The sequence below is a fragment of the Ramlibacter sp. genome, assembly GCF_041916345.1.
In the GTDB taxonomy this organism is placed as follows: domain Bacteria; phylum Pseudomonadota; class Gammaproteobacteria; order Burkholderiales; family Burkholderiaceae_C; genus Ramlibacter.
The window spans coordinates 36,418-48,588 of record NZ_JAYRZR010000023.1 but is presented as its reverse complement, the minus strand read 5'-3'; the positions used below and the strand labels follow the sequence as shown (position 1 = coordinate 48,588).

Annotated in this window: 14 protein-coding genes; 12 read left to right on the top strand and 2 right to left on the bottom strand. The window is 71.2% G+C overall.

Going from position 1 to position 12,171, the window contains the following annotated elements:
• The 8 genes from rpmH to ACE3T5_RS08650 all read left to right on the top strand — a co-directional run.
• The coding region (gene rpmH / locus ACE3T5_RS08685; protein ID WP_374666558.1) for a 50S ribosomal protein L34 at window positions 1-114 on the top strand (114 nt) is incomplete at its 5' end.
• 41 nt (window positions 115-155) lie between these two features.
• Window positions 156-596: a ribonuclease P protein component gene (locus ACE3T5_RS08680; protein ID WP_374666552.1), complete on the top strand. Its 441-nt coding sequence runs from the start codon at window positions 156-158 to the stop codon at window positions 594-596.
• Entirely contained in the window at window positions 593-865 is a 273-nt protein-coding gene (yidD, locus tag ACE3T5_RS08675; RefSeq protein WP_374666550.1) for a membrane protein insertion efficiency factor YidD, read from the top strand. The genes ACE3T5_RS08680 and yidD overlap by 4 nt, the downstream gene beginning before the upstream one ends.
• Window positions 862-2,574, top strand: coding sequence for a membrane protein insertase YidC (yidC, locus tag ACE3T5_RS08670; protein WP_374666548.1), 1,713 nt, complete (start codon window positions 862-864; stop codon window positions 2,572-2,574). The genes yidD and yidC overlap by 4 nt, the downstream gene beginning before the upstream one ends.
• Before the next feature lie 306 nt (window positions 2,575-2,880).
• Window positions 2,881-4,290: a tRNA uridine-5-carboxymethylaminomethyl(34) synthesis GTPase MnmE gene (gene mnmE / locus ACE3T5_RS08665; RefSeq protein ID WP_374666546.1), complete on the top strand. Its 1,410-nt coding sequence runs from the start codon at window positions 2,881-2,883 to the stop codon at window positions 4,288-4,290.
• 119 nt (window positions 4,291-4,409) lie between these two features.
• Entirely contained in the window at window positions 4,410-4,901 is a 492-nt protein-coding gene (locus tag ACE3T5_RS08660; protein ID WP_374666544.1) for a cyclic nucleotide-binding domain-containing protein, read from the top strand.
• A 203-nt stretch (window positions 4,902-5,104) separates the two neighbouring features.
• Complete coding sequence (locus tag ACE3T5_RS08655) at window positions 5,105-5,938, top strand: hypothetical protein (RefSeq protein ID WP_374666542.1); 834 nt, start codon at window positions 5,105-5,107, stop codon at window positions 5,936-5,938.
• Window positions 5,939-6,048: 110 nt separating this feature from the next.
• Window positions 6,049-6,498 (top strand): Crp/Fnr family transcriptional regulator, encoded by a 450-nt coding sequence (locus ACE3T5_RS08650; protein WP_374666540.1) that lies wholly within the window; start codon window positions 6,049-6,051, stop codon window positions 6,496-6,498.
• Window positions 6,499-6,520: 22 nt separating this feature from the next.
• Here the strand turns inward: ACE3T5_RS08650 and ACE3T5_RS08645 are convergent, their stop codons facing one another.
• Window positions 6,521-7,087, bottom strand: coding sequence for an adenine phosphoribosyltransferase (locus ACE3T5_RS08645; protein WP_374666538.1), 567 nt, complete (start codon window positions 7,085-7,087; stop codon window positions 6,521-6,523).
• Window position 7,088: 1 nt separating this feature from the next.
• Window positions 7,089-9,074 carry a monovalent cation:proton antiporter-2 (CPA2) family protein gene (locus ACE3T5_RS08640; protein WP_374666536.1) on the bottom strand — a complete coding sequence of 662 codons (1,986 nt, stop codon included), beginning with the start codon at window positions 9,072-9,074 and terminating at the stop codon, window positions 7,089-7,091.
• Between the two features lie 40 nt (window positions 9,075-9,114).
• Between ACE3T5_RS08640 and ACE3T5_RS08635 the strand changes: the two genes are divergently transcribed.
• Genes ACE3T5_RS08635 through ACE3T5_RS08620 form a run of 4 tightly spaced genes read left to right on the top strand, consistent with a single transcriptional unit; the run spans window position 9,115 to window position 12,090 of the window.
• Window positions 9,115-10,122 (top strand): SIS domain-containing protein, encoded by a 1,008-nt coding sequence (locus ACE3T5_RS08635; protein WP_374666534.1) that lies wholly within the window; start codon window positions 9,115-9,117, stop codon window positions 10,120-10,122.
• Window positions 10,119-10,667, top strand: a complete 549-nt coding sequence (locus tag ACE3T5_RS08630) for a KdsC family phosphatase (protein WP_374666532.1) — start codon at window positions 10,119-10,121, stop codon at window positions 10,665-10,667. The genes ACE3T5_RS08635 and ACE3T5_RS08630 overlap by 4 nt, the downstream gene beginning before the upstream one ends.
• Window positions 10,668-10,726: 59 nt before the next feature.
• Complete coding sequence (lptC, locus tag ACE3T5_RS08625; RefSeq protein ID WP_374666556.1) at window positions 10,727-11,281, top strand: LPS export ABC transporter periplasmic protein LptC; 555 nt, start codon at window positions 10,727-10,729, stop codon at window positions 11,279-11,281.
• Window positions 11,278-12,090, top strand: a complete 813-nt coding sequence (locus ACE3T5_RS08620) for an SDR family oxidoreductase (RefSeq protein ID WP_374666530.1) — start codon at window positions 11,278-11,280, stop codon at window positions 12,088-12,090. Before lptC ends, ACE3T5_RS08620 begins: the two co-directional genes overlap by 4 nt.
• Window positions 12,091-12,171 lie beyond the last annotated feature (81 nt).

The window sequence follows — 12,171 nt, the reverse complement described above, 5'->3', positions numbered from 1 at the left end:
TCCAAAGTGCGCCGCGCGCGGACCCACGGCTTTCTGGTCCGCATGAAGACCCGCGGTGGCCGCGCCGTCATCAACGCGCGCCGCGCCAAGGGCCGCAAGCGCCTGGCTGCCTGATCGGCGCTGCAGCGCAGCCTGCTGCGGCCCGCCCTTCGCTCGTGCAGCGGCTCAAGACCCGGGCACAGTTCGAGGCGGCCATGGCAGGCGGCACCTTCTCCCGCACGGCGCATTTCGTGCTGCATCGCGCGGCACTGGATGCGCCGGCTGCCCCCGCAGGGCCTGGGTCCAAGCGACCGCAGGCCCTGTTTGCTGTGCACGATCAGCCGTGGGTGGGGGCCGTGGTGCCCAAGCGCTGGGCCCGCCGGGCCGTCACCCGCAATGGCATCCGTCGCCAGGTCTACGCCTTGAGTGCCGAGTTCGCGCCTCGCCTGCCAGCCGCCGCCTTCGTGGTGCGGCTGCGGTCGACGTTCGACCGCGCGCAGTTCCCCAGCGCCTGGTCACTGCCGCTGAAGGCGGCGGTGCGCGCGGAACTGCTGCAGCTGTTCGAGCGCGCGGCGGTCCGCACGCCCCCGGCCGCCCGTGCCGCCGGCCAGCCATGATCCGCGCGCTGCTCATTGGCCTGGTCAAGGGCTACCGGCTGCTGCTGTCGCCCTGGCTGGGCTCGTCGTGCCGCTTCACGCCCACCTGCTCGGCCTACTCGCTGGAGGCGCTGCAGCGCCACGGCGCGGCGGCCGGCACCTATCTCACCGTGGCGCGCATCGCCCGCTGCCACCCCTGGTGCGCGGGCGGGCATGATCCCGTGCCGGCCGTGCCGCCGGGCCTGTTCACCCGCTGGACCGGCTCACCCCAAGAGAAGAAAACCCCATGAATGACATCCGCCGCACCATCCTCTGGGTGATCTTCGGCTTTTCGATGGTGATGCTGTGGGACCAATGGCAGATCCACAACGGTCGCCAGGCCACCTTCTTCCCCTCGCCGCGCCCGGCCGCCACCGCGCAGGCACCGGCCACGCCCGGCTCCGGCACGGCCGGCGTGCCCGCGCCCAGCGCCACGGCGCAGCCGGCCGGCGCCGCGGCCACGCCGCGTGCCGTGCCCGGCACCAGCACCGCGCCGGCGGCCGCGCGCGAGCGCGTGACGCTCACCACCGACGTGATGCGCGTCACCTTCGACACGCTGGGCGGCTCGGTGGTGCGCACCGAGTTCCTGAAGCACATGGCCAAGTCCGTCACCGAGAAGTCGACCGACAACTTCGTGCTGCTGGAGTCCGGCCCGGATCACATCTACGTGGCCGACACCGGCCTGGTGGGCGGTGACTTCCCGAACCACAAGACGGTGATGACGTTCAGCGGCGAACGCACCCTCAAGGACGGCGCCAACGAGCTGGTGGCCCGCTTTGAATCGCCCGTGCAGGGCGGCGTGAAGCTGGTGAAGACCTACACGCTGCGCCGCGGCGCCTATGACGTGGCGGTCACGCACGAGGTGGTGAACGCCGGCGCCGCGCCGGTCAGCCCGCAGCTCTACCTGCAGCTCGTGCGCGGCGGCAGCAGCTCGGGCGGCAACTTCCTCACCAACCCCACGGGCACCTTCACCGGCCCGGCGGTCTACACCGACGCCAAGAAGTTCCAGAAGATCGAGTTCACCGACATCGAGAAGAACAAGGCAGACTTCCAGAAGGACAGCACCAACGGCTACATCGCCATGGTGCAGCACTATTTCGCCAGCGCCTGGATCCTGCCCGAGGGCGTGAAGCGCGAGAACTTCGTGCGCAAGGTCGATGCCAACCTGTACTCGGTGGGCACGCTGTCGCCCCTGCCGCCGGTGGCGCCGGGCGCCGCGCAGAAGGTGGAGTCGCGCCTGTTCATGGGCCCGCAGGAAGAGAAGATGCTCGAGCGCGTGTCGCCCGGGCTGGACCTGGTGAAGGACTACGGCATCTTCACCATCATCGCCAAGCCGCTGTACTGGCTGCTGGACAAGATCCACAACGTGCTGGGCAACTGGGGCTGGTCCATCATGGCCCTGGTGCTGGTGATCAAGATCGCCTTCTACTGGCTGCAGGCCAAGGGCTACGAGAGCATGGCCAAGATGAAGGCCATCAACCCGCGCGTGATGGTGCTGCGCGAGCGTTACAAGGACAACCCGCAGCAGATGCAGCAGGAGATGATGCGCATCTACCGCGAGGAGAAGGTCAACCCCCTGGGCGGCTGCCTGCCGATCATGGTGCAGATCCCGGTGTTCATCGCGCTGTACTGGGTGCTGCTGTCCAGCGTGGAGATGCGCAACGCCCCCTGGATCGGCTGGATCCGCGACCTCGCCTCGCCGGACCCGTACTTCATCCTGCCGCTGGTGATGACGCTCACCACCCTGCTGCAGACGGCGCTGAACCCGGTGCCGCCCGATCCCATGCAGGCCAAGCTGATGTGGTTCATGCCGCTGATCTTCTCGGTCATGTTCTTCTTCTTCCCGGCCGGCCTGGTGCTGTACTGGATCACCAACAACGTGCTGTCGATCGCGCAGCAGTGGCTGATCAACACCCGCATGGGCGTGCCGCCCGAGTTCAATCTCCCGAAGTTCTCGTGAAGCCGACGCCGGTGGCGCGGCATCACGATGCTGGCGGTCCAGACGGACGGCTGCGCCGCCGCTGACCGCCAGCGCGCGCGCTGGGGCGCGCGGGGGCGCGACGCTTCGCGCGCGCCCGGGGTCGACGAGCTGCGCTCGTCATCCCCGCGCCGTTCTGTAGGCTAGGGTGCAAGCCCAGCGTTTGGTGGGCATCCCTGTCGCGCTTGTCATCGCTGAGGTTGCGCTTCGCTCCACCATCAGCCTACGAGTGCCCAGCGCGCCAGCGCCTTCAGCTCGCCGCCTCGGCCCTAAACTGACCCCCCGCCCATGCTCGCCCGCCTCGCCCAACCCATCGCTGCCATCGCCACCGCGCCCGGGCGCGGCGCAGTGGGCATCGTGCGCGTGTCGGCAGCCAGCGTGCAGCCGATCATCGAGGCCGTGTGCGGCCGCGCGCTGAAGCCGCGCGAAGCCACCTACCTGCCCTTTCTCGACGCGGCCGGCCAGCCCATCGACCAGGGGCTGGCGATCCACTTTCCCGCGCCTCACTCCTATACCGGCGAAGACGTGCTGGAGCTGCAGGCCCACGGCGGCCCGGTGGTGCTGCAACTGCTGCTGGCGCGCTGCCTCGCGGCGGGCAGCGGCATCGGCCTGCGGGTGGCGGAGCCGGGCGAGTTCACGCGTCGCGCCTTCCTGAACGGCAAGCTGGACCTGGCCCAGGCCGAGGCGGTGGCGGACCTGATCGATGCCAGCACCGAGGCGGCAGCGCGTAGCGCGGCGCGCTCGCTCGCGGGCGCCTTCTCGCGCGAGGTGGAAGCGCTGCGCGAGGCGCTGGTGCACCTGCGCATGCTGGTGGAAGCCACGCTGGACTTTCCGGAAGAGGAGATCGACTTCCTGCGCAAGGCCGACGCCGAGGGCCAGCTCGCGCGCCTCCAGCAGAAGGTGGCCGAAGTGCTGGACCGCGCGCGGCAGGGCGCGCTGCTGCGCGAAGGCCTGCACGTGGTGATCGCGGGCCAGCCGAACGCCGGCAAGAGCTCGCTGCTGAACGCGCTGGCGGGCGCCGAGCTCGCCATCGTCACGCCGATCCCCGGCACCACGCGCGACGTGGTGCGCCAGCAGATCCAGATCGAGGGCGTGCCGCTGCATGTGGTGGACACCGCCGGCCTGCGCGACAGCGCGGATGCGGTGGAGCGCATCGGCATCGAGCGCGCCTGGGGCGAGATCGGCCGTGCCGACGCGGTGCTGTTCCTGCATGACCTCACCCGCGCCACGGACGCGGACAGCCAGGCCGCCGACGCCGCCATCGCGCAAGGGCTGCGCGCGACGATGGCCGAGGCCGTGCCGGTGATCGACGTGTGGAACAAGCTCGATCTGGCCGCGCCAGCCGATGCGATTGCGACCCCGTCGACCGCGGATCGCGAGGCCGCGGCACCGATCCACCTCTCCGCCCGCACCGGCGAAGGCCTGGACGCACTGCGCGCGCGCCTGCTGGCGCTGGCCGGCTGGCATGCGCCGCCCGAGGGCCTGTTCATCGCACGCGAACGCCACCTGCAGGCGCTGCGCCGCGTGGACGCGCATCTGATGGAGGCGGCCGCGCACCTGGCGGGCGAGGCGCAGGCGCTGGACCTGCTGGCCGAGGAGTTGCGGCTGGCGCAGAACGCGCTGAACGAGATCACCGGCGCCTTCGGCGCCGACGACCTGCTGGGCGTGATCTTCAGCCGCTTCTGCATCGGCAAGTGAGTGTGCGGGCCCAGCGCCCTGCAACCACGCCGTTACACCCGCACGCCTTCTCGTATCTCCCGTAAGACCGGCCTTACAAAGCTTGTGCGACGCAGGCGTGCACCGTACCGTGCGGCCCCATGAACGCTCCCCTGCCCACCACCCTCCGCTTTGACGTGCAAGGCCTGGTCCAGGCCGTCACCCACAACCACTCGCCCGAGGCCGTGCGCCCCGCGCTCACGCCCACGCAGTGGGAGTTGCTCGGCACCTACCTGCAGCCGCTGGCGCTGGCGCCGCGCCAGGTGCTGATCCGACAGAACGGCAACGACCGCAACGTCTACCTGGTCGAAAGCGGCCAGCTCGCGGTGCACTACGAGGACGACAAGGGCCGGCTGCGTCTGGCCTCGGTCAGTGCCGGCTCGGCGGTGGGCGAGGGCGCCTTCTTCAGCCGGCAGCCGCGCAACGCCACGGTGCAGGCCACCTCGCCCAGCAAGGTGTGGTCGCTCACGCCGATCCGCTTCACGGAACTGGCCAACCGGCAGCCCGCGCTGGCGCTGGAACTCGCCATGGCGCTGGGTGCGCTGGTGTCGCGGCGCCTGTCCAACCGGCCCAAGCGCGTGGCCGTCACCTGAGGCTCGGCACGGCCGGGCTGCATGCCTGAGCGGCGCGCGGGGGCACGGGAAAAATGTCACGTGATGCCGCGCTCTGTGGCCAAATCCCTCCTGCGCCGTGCAAAAAGTCCTGCTGCGATGCCGCATGCCCGACTAAACTGCGCCCCTGAGCGCCTCGAATCGCAAACCAAAGTGTGATTGGCCAGGCGCAGAAAGGCCTTGCCATGTCCCTCTTCAGCTGGCTCTCGCCCAAGAAGAAAGCCGCTCCGCCGCCAGCCGCGCCGCAAAGCTCGGGCCTGTCGCGCATGGAGTCCACCAAGCCCTATGCGGCAGCGCGCCAGCCCGCGCCCAACGCCCAGCCCGCCAACCGCAAGCAGGAGCGCATGGCCCGCCGCGAGCTGCTGTACAGCGTGGTGCGTGATGCCATGGTGCATGCCGGCGTGCTGTCCTCCAGCTACAAGTTCAAGGTGCTCTCGCTCGATCCGCGCGGGCGCCAGTTCCTGGTGATGGTCGATCTCTCGGCCGGCGCCGCCACCGATACCGCGCGCCTGGCCGAGATCGAGGCCCTCATCGCCCAGCAGGCGCGCGCCCGCTTCGACATCCTGGTCACCGCCTGCTACTGGCGCTCCATCGAGCACGTCGCCGTCGGCGAGCCGGCCGTGCGCCCCGTGCCCTCGCGCCCGGCGCCGCTGCAGGCCGAGCCACCGCAGCGCGAAGCCGCCACCTCGCAGCCGGCGGAGCTGATGCCCGCGCCGGCCGCGCACCGCAACGGCCGCCACGAACCCCTGCACCCGGACGAGATGACGGCCTTCCGCCAGGCCCTGGCCACCGGCATGGGCGGCGCCCAGGCGATGCAGCAGGCCCATGCGGCCACCCGCCCGGCAGACGCCCATGCGGGCGGCGGCGCGCACGCCAAGGCGTTCGACGGCTCGCACAAGCACGGTCCGCAGAGCTACACCCTGCTCACCGGCTTCGAGGACACCGAGATGGCGGATGACGGGTCCGAGCCCGCCTCGGGGGCGGCGCTCAGCGCCACGCAATACGGCGACCTGCGCTGAGGCAAAGCTCCGGGCCTGCACCGCCCGGCGGGACATGATGACTTCTGCATGACACAGGGCTTACACTCCCGCGCCACCAGCGACCGGCGCAAGACAAGGAGGAGGCCCGAATGAATGTGCAGCAACTCGCCCAGGCCGTCAGCGACCTGCAGGCCAAGGATGCCCTGCCCGTCAAGCTGACGCCCGAGGAATGGAAGGCCCTCGCCCCCTACCTCACCGTGCGCTACCTGCGCGAAGGCGAGCCGCTCATGCACGAGGGCGATTGCGACCGCCAGCTCTTCATCCTGGCCGACGGCGAGCTGGAGGTGCGCACCCGCGGCCACGTGATCGCCACCATCAAGCCCGGCAGCGTCGTGGGCGAAGGCACGTTCTTCTCGGGCCAGCCGCGCAGCGCCACCGTCACGCCCTCGCGCCCCGGCGTGGCCTGGGGCCTGGCCTGGGAGCGCTTCGACCGCCTCTCGCACAAGCACCCGCGCCTGGCGGTGGACCTGATCACCGGCCTCGCCACCGTGCTGGCGATCCGCATGCGTGAGGCGGTGCTGGTCGGCCACTTCGCCTGATCGGCGCCGGCCCGCGGGCCACTCAGTGGCCGGCGAACGACACGAAGGTGAAGACCTTCAGCCCGGCCTCGCGCAGGCGCTGCGAGCCGCCCAGCTCGGGCAGGTCCACGATGGCGGCGCCTTCCACCACCTCGCCGCCCAGCTTCTCCAGCAGCTTCTTGCCGGCCATCATGGTGCCGCCGGTGGCCACCAGGTCGTCGATCAGCAGCACGCGCTGGCCGGGCCGCACGGCGTCGGTGTGCAGTTCCACCGTGGCGCTGCCGTACTCCAGCTCGTAGGTTTCCTCCACCGTGGTGAAGGGCAGCTTGCCCTTCTTGCGGATCGGCACGAAGCCCAGGCCCAGCTCGTAGGCCACCACGGAGCCGAGGATGAAGCCTCGCGCATCCAGGCCCGCCACCACGTCGGGCCGGCGGTTCATGTAGCGGTGCACGAAGGCGTCGATCAGCACGCGGAAGACCTTCGGGTCCTGCAGCAGCGGCGTGATGTCGCGGAACTGCACGCCGGGCGCAGGCCAGTCGGGCACGGTGCGGATGTGGGCGCGCAGGTAGTCGCCCACGGGCAGCGGGGTGTCGTCGTCGGTCGGGTTCATGTCATCCCTTCAGCAGGATCTCTTCGGCGCGGGCCAGCGGCTCGGGCCGGCCGGACAGCACCAGGGTGTCGCCGTCATGGAACACGGGGTCGGCCTCCGGGTCCTCGGCGCGGCCGCTGGCGCGGCGCAGGCTGACCACCCGCACGCCTTGCGCATGCAGCGCGTAGTGGCTGAGCGGGCGGCCCAGTGCGCGTGCGCCCAGCGGCAGGTTCACCGTGGCCAGGCGCTCCTGGTCCACCTCGTCGGCGCCGCTGTCGTCGGCACCGTGGAAGTAGCCGCGCAGCAGGTTGTAGCGCGCGTCGCGCTGCTCCTGCACGATGCGCAGCACGCGCCGCATCGGCACGCCCACCAGCGCCAGCGCATGCGTGGCCAGCATCAGCGAGCTCTCCAGCGCCTCCGGCACCACTTCGGCGGCACCGGCTGTCTGCAGCTTCTCCAGGTCGTGGTCGTCCTGCGTGCGCACGATCACCGGCACCGTGGCCGCGTGCGCGCGCACATTGGCCAGCACCTTCATCGCGCCGGGGATGTCCAGGTAGGTCACGGCCACCAGGCTCGCGCGCGCCAGGCCGGCGGCCATCAGCGCCTGCAGCCGCGCGGCGTCGCCGAACACCACCGAGTCGCCGGCCGCGGCGGCCTGCCGCACGCGGTCGGGGTCGAGATCCAGCGCCATGTAGGGAATGCCCTCGCGCTCCAGCATGCGCGCCATGTTCTGGCCGCAGCGGCCGTAGCCGCAGATGATCACGTGCTTGTTGGCGTTGATGGACTTGCGCGCGATGGTGGTCATCTGCAGCGACTGCAGCAGCCACTCGCTGGCCACCAGCTTCATCACGATGAAGTTGCTCCACTGCACGATGAAGGGCGTGGCCAGCATGGAGAGCACCATGCTCGCGAGGATGGGGTTCATCAGCTCCGGCGGCACCAGGTTCTGGCCGCGCGCCAGTGCCAGCAGCACGAAGCCGAACTCGCCCGCCTGCGCCAGGTACAGGCCGGTGCGCAGCGAGACGCCCATGCTGGCGCCGAAGCCGCGCGCCAGCGCCGTCACCAGCGCCAGCTTGAACAGCACCGGCAGCGTCACCAGTAGCAGCACCAGGCCCCACTGCTGGGCCACCGGCCGCCAGTCCAGCAGCATGCCGATGGTGATGAAGAACAGGCCCAGCAGCACATCGTGAAAGGGGCGGATGTCCGCCTCCACCTGGTGCTTGTACTCCGTCTCGGAAATCAGGATGCCGGCGATGAAGGCCCCCAGCGCCAGCGACAGGCCGGCCAGCTCGGTCAGCCAGGCCAGGCCCAGCGTGATCAACAGCAGGTTCAGCACGAACAGCTCTTCGCTGCGGCGCCGCGCCACCAGCGTGAGCCACCAGCGCATCAGCTTCTGGCCGCCCACCAGCAGCAGGGTGATCAGCATCACCGCCTTCAGGCCGGCCAGCGCCAGCGCACCGAACAGCTCCTCCGGCGGGCTGCCCAGCGCGGGAATCAGCACCAGCAGCGGCACCACCGCCAGATCCTGGAACAGCAGCACGCCCATGACGCGCTGGCCGTGCTCGGACTCCATCTCCAGCCGGTCGGCCATCAGCTTGACCACGATGGCGGTGCTGCTCATCGCCAGCGCGCCGGAGAGCGCCACCGCCGACTGCCAGCGCAGGCCCCAGGCGGCCGGCGCGAACAGGGCCAGCGCCATGGCGCCCGCGGTGACCAGCAGCATGGTCAGCACCACCTGCGACAGGCCGAGGCCGAACACATGGGTGCGCATGGCGCGCAGCTTGGAGAGGTTGAACTCCAGGCCGATCACGAACATCAGGAACACCACGCCGAACTCCGCCAGGTGGCGCACGCTCTCGGAGTTCTGGGCCAGCGCCAGCGCATTGGGGCCGATGACCACGCCCACCGCCAGGTAGCCCAGCATGGGCGGCAGCTTCAGGCTGCGGCAGGCCACCACCCCCAGCACGGCGGCCAGCAGGTAGAGCAGCGTCAGCTCCAGCGAGGTCATGGGCACATCGTAGTGCAGGCGCGTCGATAGAATCCGCCGGATGAGCGCAGACCCCGTCCGAGAGCCCGCCCCCGGCTTTGACGCCGCGCGCGTGCTGGCCCTCGCGAACGAGACGTTCGAGATCGAGGCGGCGGCCGTGCAGGGCCTGAAGGCCCGCACGGGGGAGGCCTTCGTGCGCGCCGTGCAGGCCATGCTGGCCGTGCGCGGCCGCGTGGTGGTGATGGGCATGGGCAAGAGCGGCCACATCGGCCGCAAGGTGGCGGCCACCCTGGCCTCCACCGGCACGCCGGCGATGTTCGTGCACCCGGCCGAGGCCAGCCACGGTGACCTGGGCATGATCAAGGCGATCGATCTCGTGCTGGCCATCTCCAACGGCGGCGAGAGCGACGAGATCACCGCCATCCTGCCGGTGCTCAAGCGGCAGGGCGTGCTGCTGGTGGCGATGACCGGCAACGCGCAGTCCACCCTGGCGCGGCATGCGGACATCGTGCTGGACAGCGGCGTGGCGCGCGAGGCCTGCCCGCTGCAGCTGGCGCCCACGGCCAGCACCACCGCGCAGCTCGCGCTGGGCGATGCGCTGGCGGTGGCGCTGCTGGATGCACGCGGCTTCCGCGCCGAGGACTTCGCGCGCTCCCACCCGGGTGGCGCGCTCGGGCGCAAGTTGCTCACCCACCTGTCCGACGTCATGCGCACCGGCGACGCGGTGCCGCGCGTGGCGCCGGACACACCGTTCCCGGACCTCATGCGCGAGATGAGCGCCAAGGGCCTCGGCGCCTCGGCCATCGTGGACGAGCAGGGCCGCGTGCAGGGCATCTTCACCGATGGGGACCTGCGCCGGCTGATCGAGCGCGGCGTGGACCTGCGGGCCATGCGCGCGCGCGACGTGATGCATGCCGGCCCGCGCGTGATCCGCAATGACGCGCTGGCGGCCGAGGCGGCCAGCCTGATGGAGCAGCACCGCATCACCAGCGTGCTGGTGGTGGACGCGCAGGACCGCCTGGTCGGCGCCGTGAACAGCAACGACCTGATGCGGGCGAAGGTGATATGAGCCCGGCCCCCGCCCTTACCTTCCCGCCCGAGCTGCTGCTGGCCGCGCAGGGCATCCGCGTGGCGTTCTTCGACATCGACGGCGTGCTCACCGACGGCGGCCTGTACCTGGGCGCGGACGGCGAGACGCTCAAGCGCTTCCACATCCTCGACGGCCTCGGGCTCAAGCTGCTGCAGCGTGCCGGCATCACCCCGGCGGTGATCACCGGGCGTGACTCGCCGCCGCTGCGCCGCCGGCTGGAAGCGCTGGGCATCACCCACGTGCACTACGGCACCGAGGACAAGCGCCCGGCGGCCGAACAGACGCTGGCCCGGCTGGGCCTGGACTGGTCGCAGGCCGCCGGCATCGGCGACGACTGGCCCGATCTGCCCGTGCTCACGCGCTGCGCCTTCGCCGCCGCGCCGGCCAACGCGCATGCCGAGGTACGCGCCCGCGCCCGCTACGTCACCCAGGCGGCGGGCGGCCACGGCGCGGCGCGCGAGTTCTGTGATCTGCTGCTGGTCGCCAGCGGCCGCTACGCCGCCCTGCTGGAGGCCTACGGGTGACGCTGCGCAACCTGCAGCGCGCCTGGGACCGGCTCTCGATCTACCTGCCGGTCATCCTCATGGGGCTGATGGCCCTGGGCACCTACTGGCTGGTGCGCAGCACGCCCAGCCTGGGCGCGGTGGCCGCCGACGCGCCGCCCACGCACGATCCCGACTACTTCATGCGCCGCTTCTCGGTGAAGTCGTTCGACCCGGCCGGCCGGCTGAAGAGCGAGATCCAGGGCCAGGAGGCGCGCCACTACCCGGACACCGACACACTGGAGATCGACCAGCCGCGCATCCGCTCCTACAACGAGCGCGGCGTGCTCACCGTGGCCACGGCGCGACGCGCGATCTCCAACGCCGACGGCTCGCAGGTGCAGCTGATCGGCGACGCGTTGGTCACCCGCGAGGGCGTCGACGCACAGGGGCGCCCCCTGCCGGCGCTGGAGATTCGCGGCGAGTTCCTGCACGCCTACCTTGACGTGGAGCGTGTCCGCTCAGACCAGCCGGTGCAGCTGCGCCGGGGCGGCGACGCCTTCAGCGCCGACACGCTCGCCTACGACAACCTCGACCGCCTGCTGCTGATGCAGGGCCGCGTGCGCGGCACGCTGCAGGCCCGCCCCCGCCCATGACCCCTACCTCCCTGCCCGTCGCGGCGGCCGCCCGGCCGCTGGTGTTCATCACCGGCGCCTCCAGCGGCATCGGCCAGGCGCTGGCCGAGCGCTTCCATCGCGCCGGCTACCGGCTGGCCCTGGTGGCCCGCCGCACCGACGAGATCGCACGCTGGGCCGAGGCGAAGGCGCTGCCGGCGGACGACTGGCGCATGTACGCGGCCGACGTGGCGCAGACCGACAGCATCGTCGCCGCCGGCCAGGCCTGCCTGGCGCAGCAGGGCGTGCCGGACGTGGTGATCGCCAACGCGGGCATCAGCATCGGCATCGACACGGCCGAGCGCTCGGACATCGACGTCATCGCGCGCACCTTCGCCGTCAACAACGTCGGCCTGGCCGCCACCTTCCACCCCTTCGTGCGCGCCATGGCCGCGCGCGGCAGCGGCCGGCTGGTGGGCATCGCCAGCGTGGCGGGCATCCGCGGCCTGCCCGGCCATGGCGCCTACTGCGCCAGCAAGGCCGGGGTGATCAGCTACTGCGAAAGCCTGCGCGGCGACCTGCGGCCCAGCGGCGTGCGCGTGGTCACCATCGCGCCGGGCTACGTGGACACGCCGCTCACGCGCAAGAACCGCTACGGCATGCCTTTCCTGATGGCGCCCGAGGCCTTTGCCGACGCGGCCTTCCGCACCATCGAGGCGGGTGTGAGCTACCGCGTCATCCCCTGGCAGATGGGCGTGGTGGCGAAGCTGCTGCGCCTGCTGCCGAACGCGGTGTTCGACCGCGCCGTGGCCGGCCGGGCGCGCAAGCACCGCGAGGGCGAGGCCGGCTGAGCGCGGCTCGCCCGCCCCAAGCAAGCCCGCCCCAAGCAAAAGGGACCCCGAAGGGTCCCTTTCTCGTCATCATGACCGATG

Coding starts and splice junctions, on each gene's coding strand:
- yidD (WP_374666550.1), top strand. CDS start 593: ATGATCCGCGCGCTGCTCATTGGCCTGGTCAAGGGCTACCGGCTGCTG.
- yidC (WP_374666548.1), top strand. CDS start 862: ATGAATGACATCCGCCGCACCATCCTCTGGGTGATCTTCGGCTTTTCG.
- mnmE (WP_374666546.1), top strand. CDS start 2,881: ATGCTCGCCCGCCTCGCCCAACCCATCGCTGCCATCGCCACCGCGCCC.
- ACE3T5_RS08660 (WP_374666544.1), top strand. CDS start 4,410: ATGAACGCTCCCCTGCCCACCACCCTCCGCTTTGACGTGCAAGGCCTG.
- ACE3T5_RS08655 (WP_374666542.1), top strand. CDS start 5,105: ATGTCCCTCTTCAGCTGGCTCTCGCCCAAGAAGAAAGCCGCTCCGCCG.
- ACE3T5_RS08650 (WP_374666540.1), top strand. CDS start 6,049: ATGAATGTGCAGCAACTCGCCCAGGCCGTCAGCGACCTGCAGGCCAAG.
- ACE3T5_RS08645 (WP_374666538.1), bottom strand. CDS start 7,087: ATGAACCCGACCGACGACGACACCCCGCTGCCCGTGGGCGACTACCTG.
- ACE3T5_RS08640 (WP_374666536.1), bottom strand. CDS start 9,074: ATGACCTCGCTGGAGCTGACGCTGCTCTACCTGCTGGCCGCCGTGCTG.
- ACE3T5_RS08635 (WP_374666534.1), top strand. CDS start 9,115: ATGAGCGCAGACCCCGTCCGAGAGCCCGCCCCCGGCTTTGACGCCGCG.
- ACE3T5_RS08630 (WP_374666532.1), top strand. CDS start 10,119: ATGAGCCCGGCCCCCGCCCTTACCTTCCCGCCCGAGCTGCTGCTGGCC.
- lptC (WP_374666556.1), top strand. CDS start 10,727: ATGGGGCTGATGGCCCTGGGCACCTACTGGCTGGTGCGCAGCACGCCC.
- ACE3T5_RS08620 (WP_374666530.1), top strand. CDS start 11,278: ATGACCCCTACCTCCCTGCCCGTCGCGGCGGCCGCCCGGCCGCTGGTG.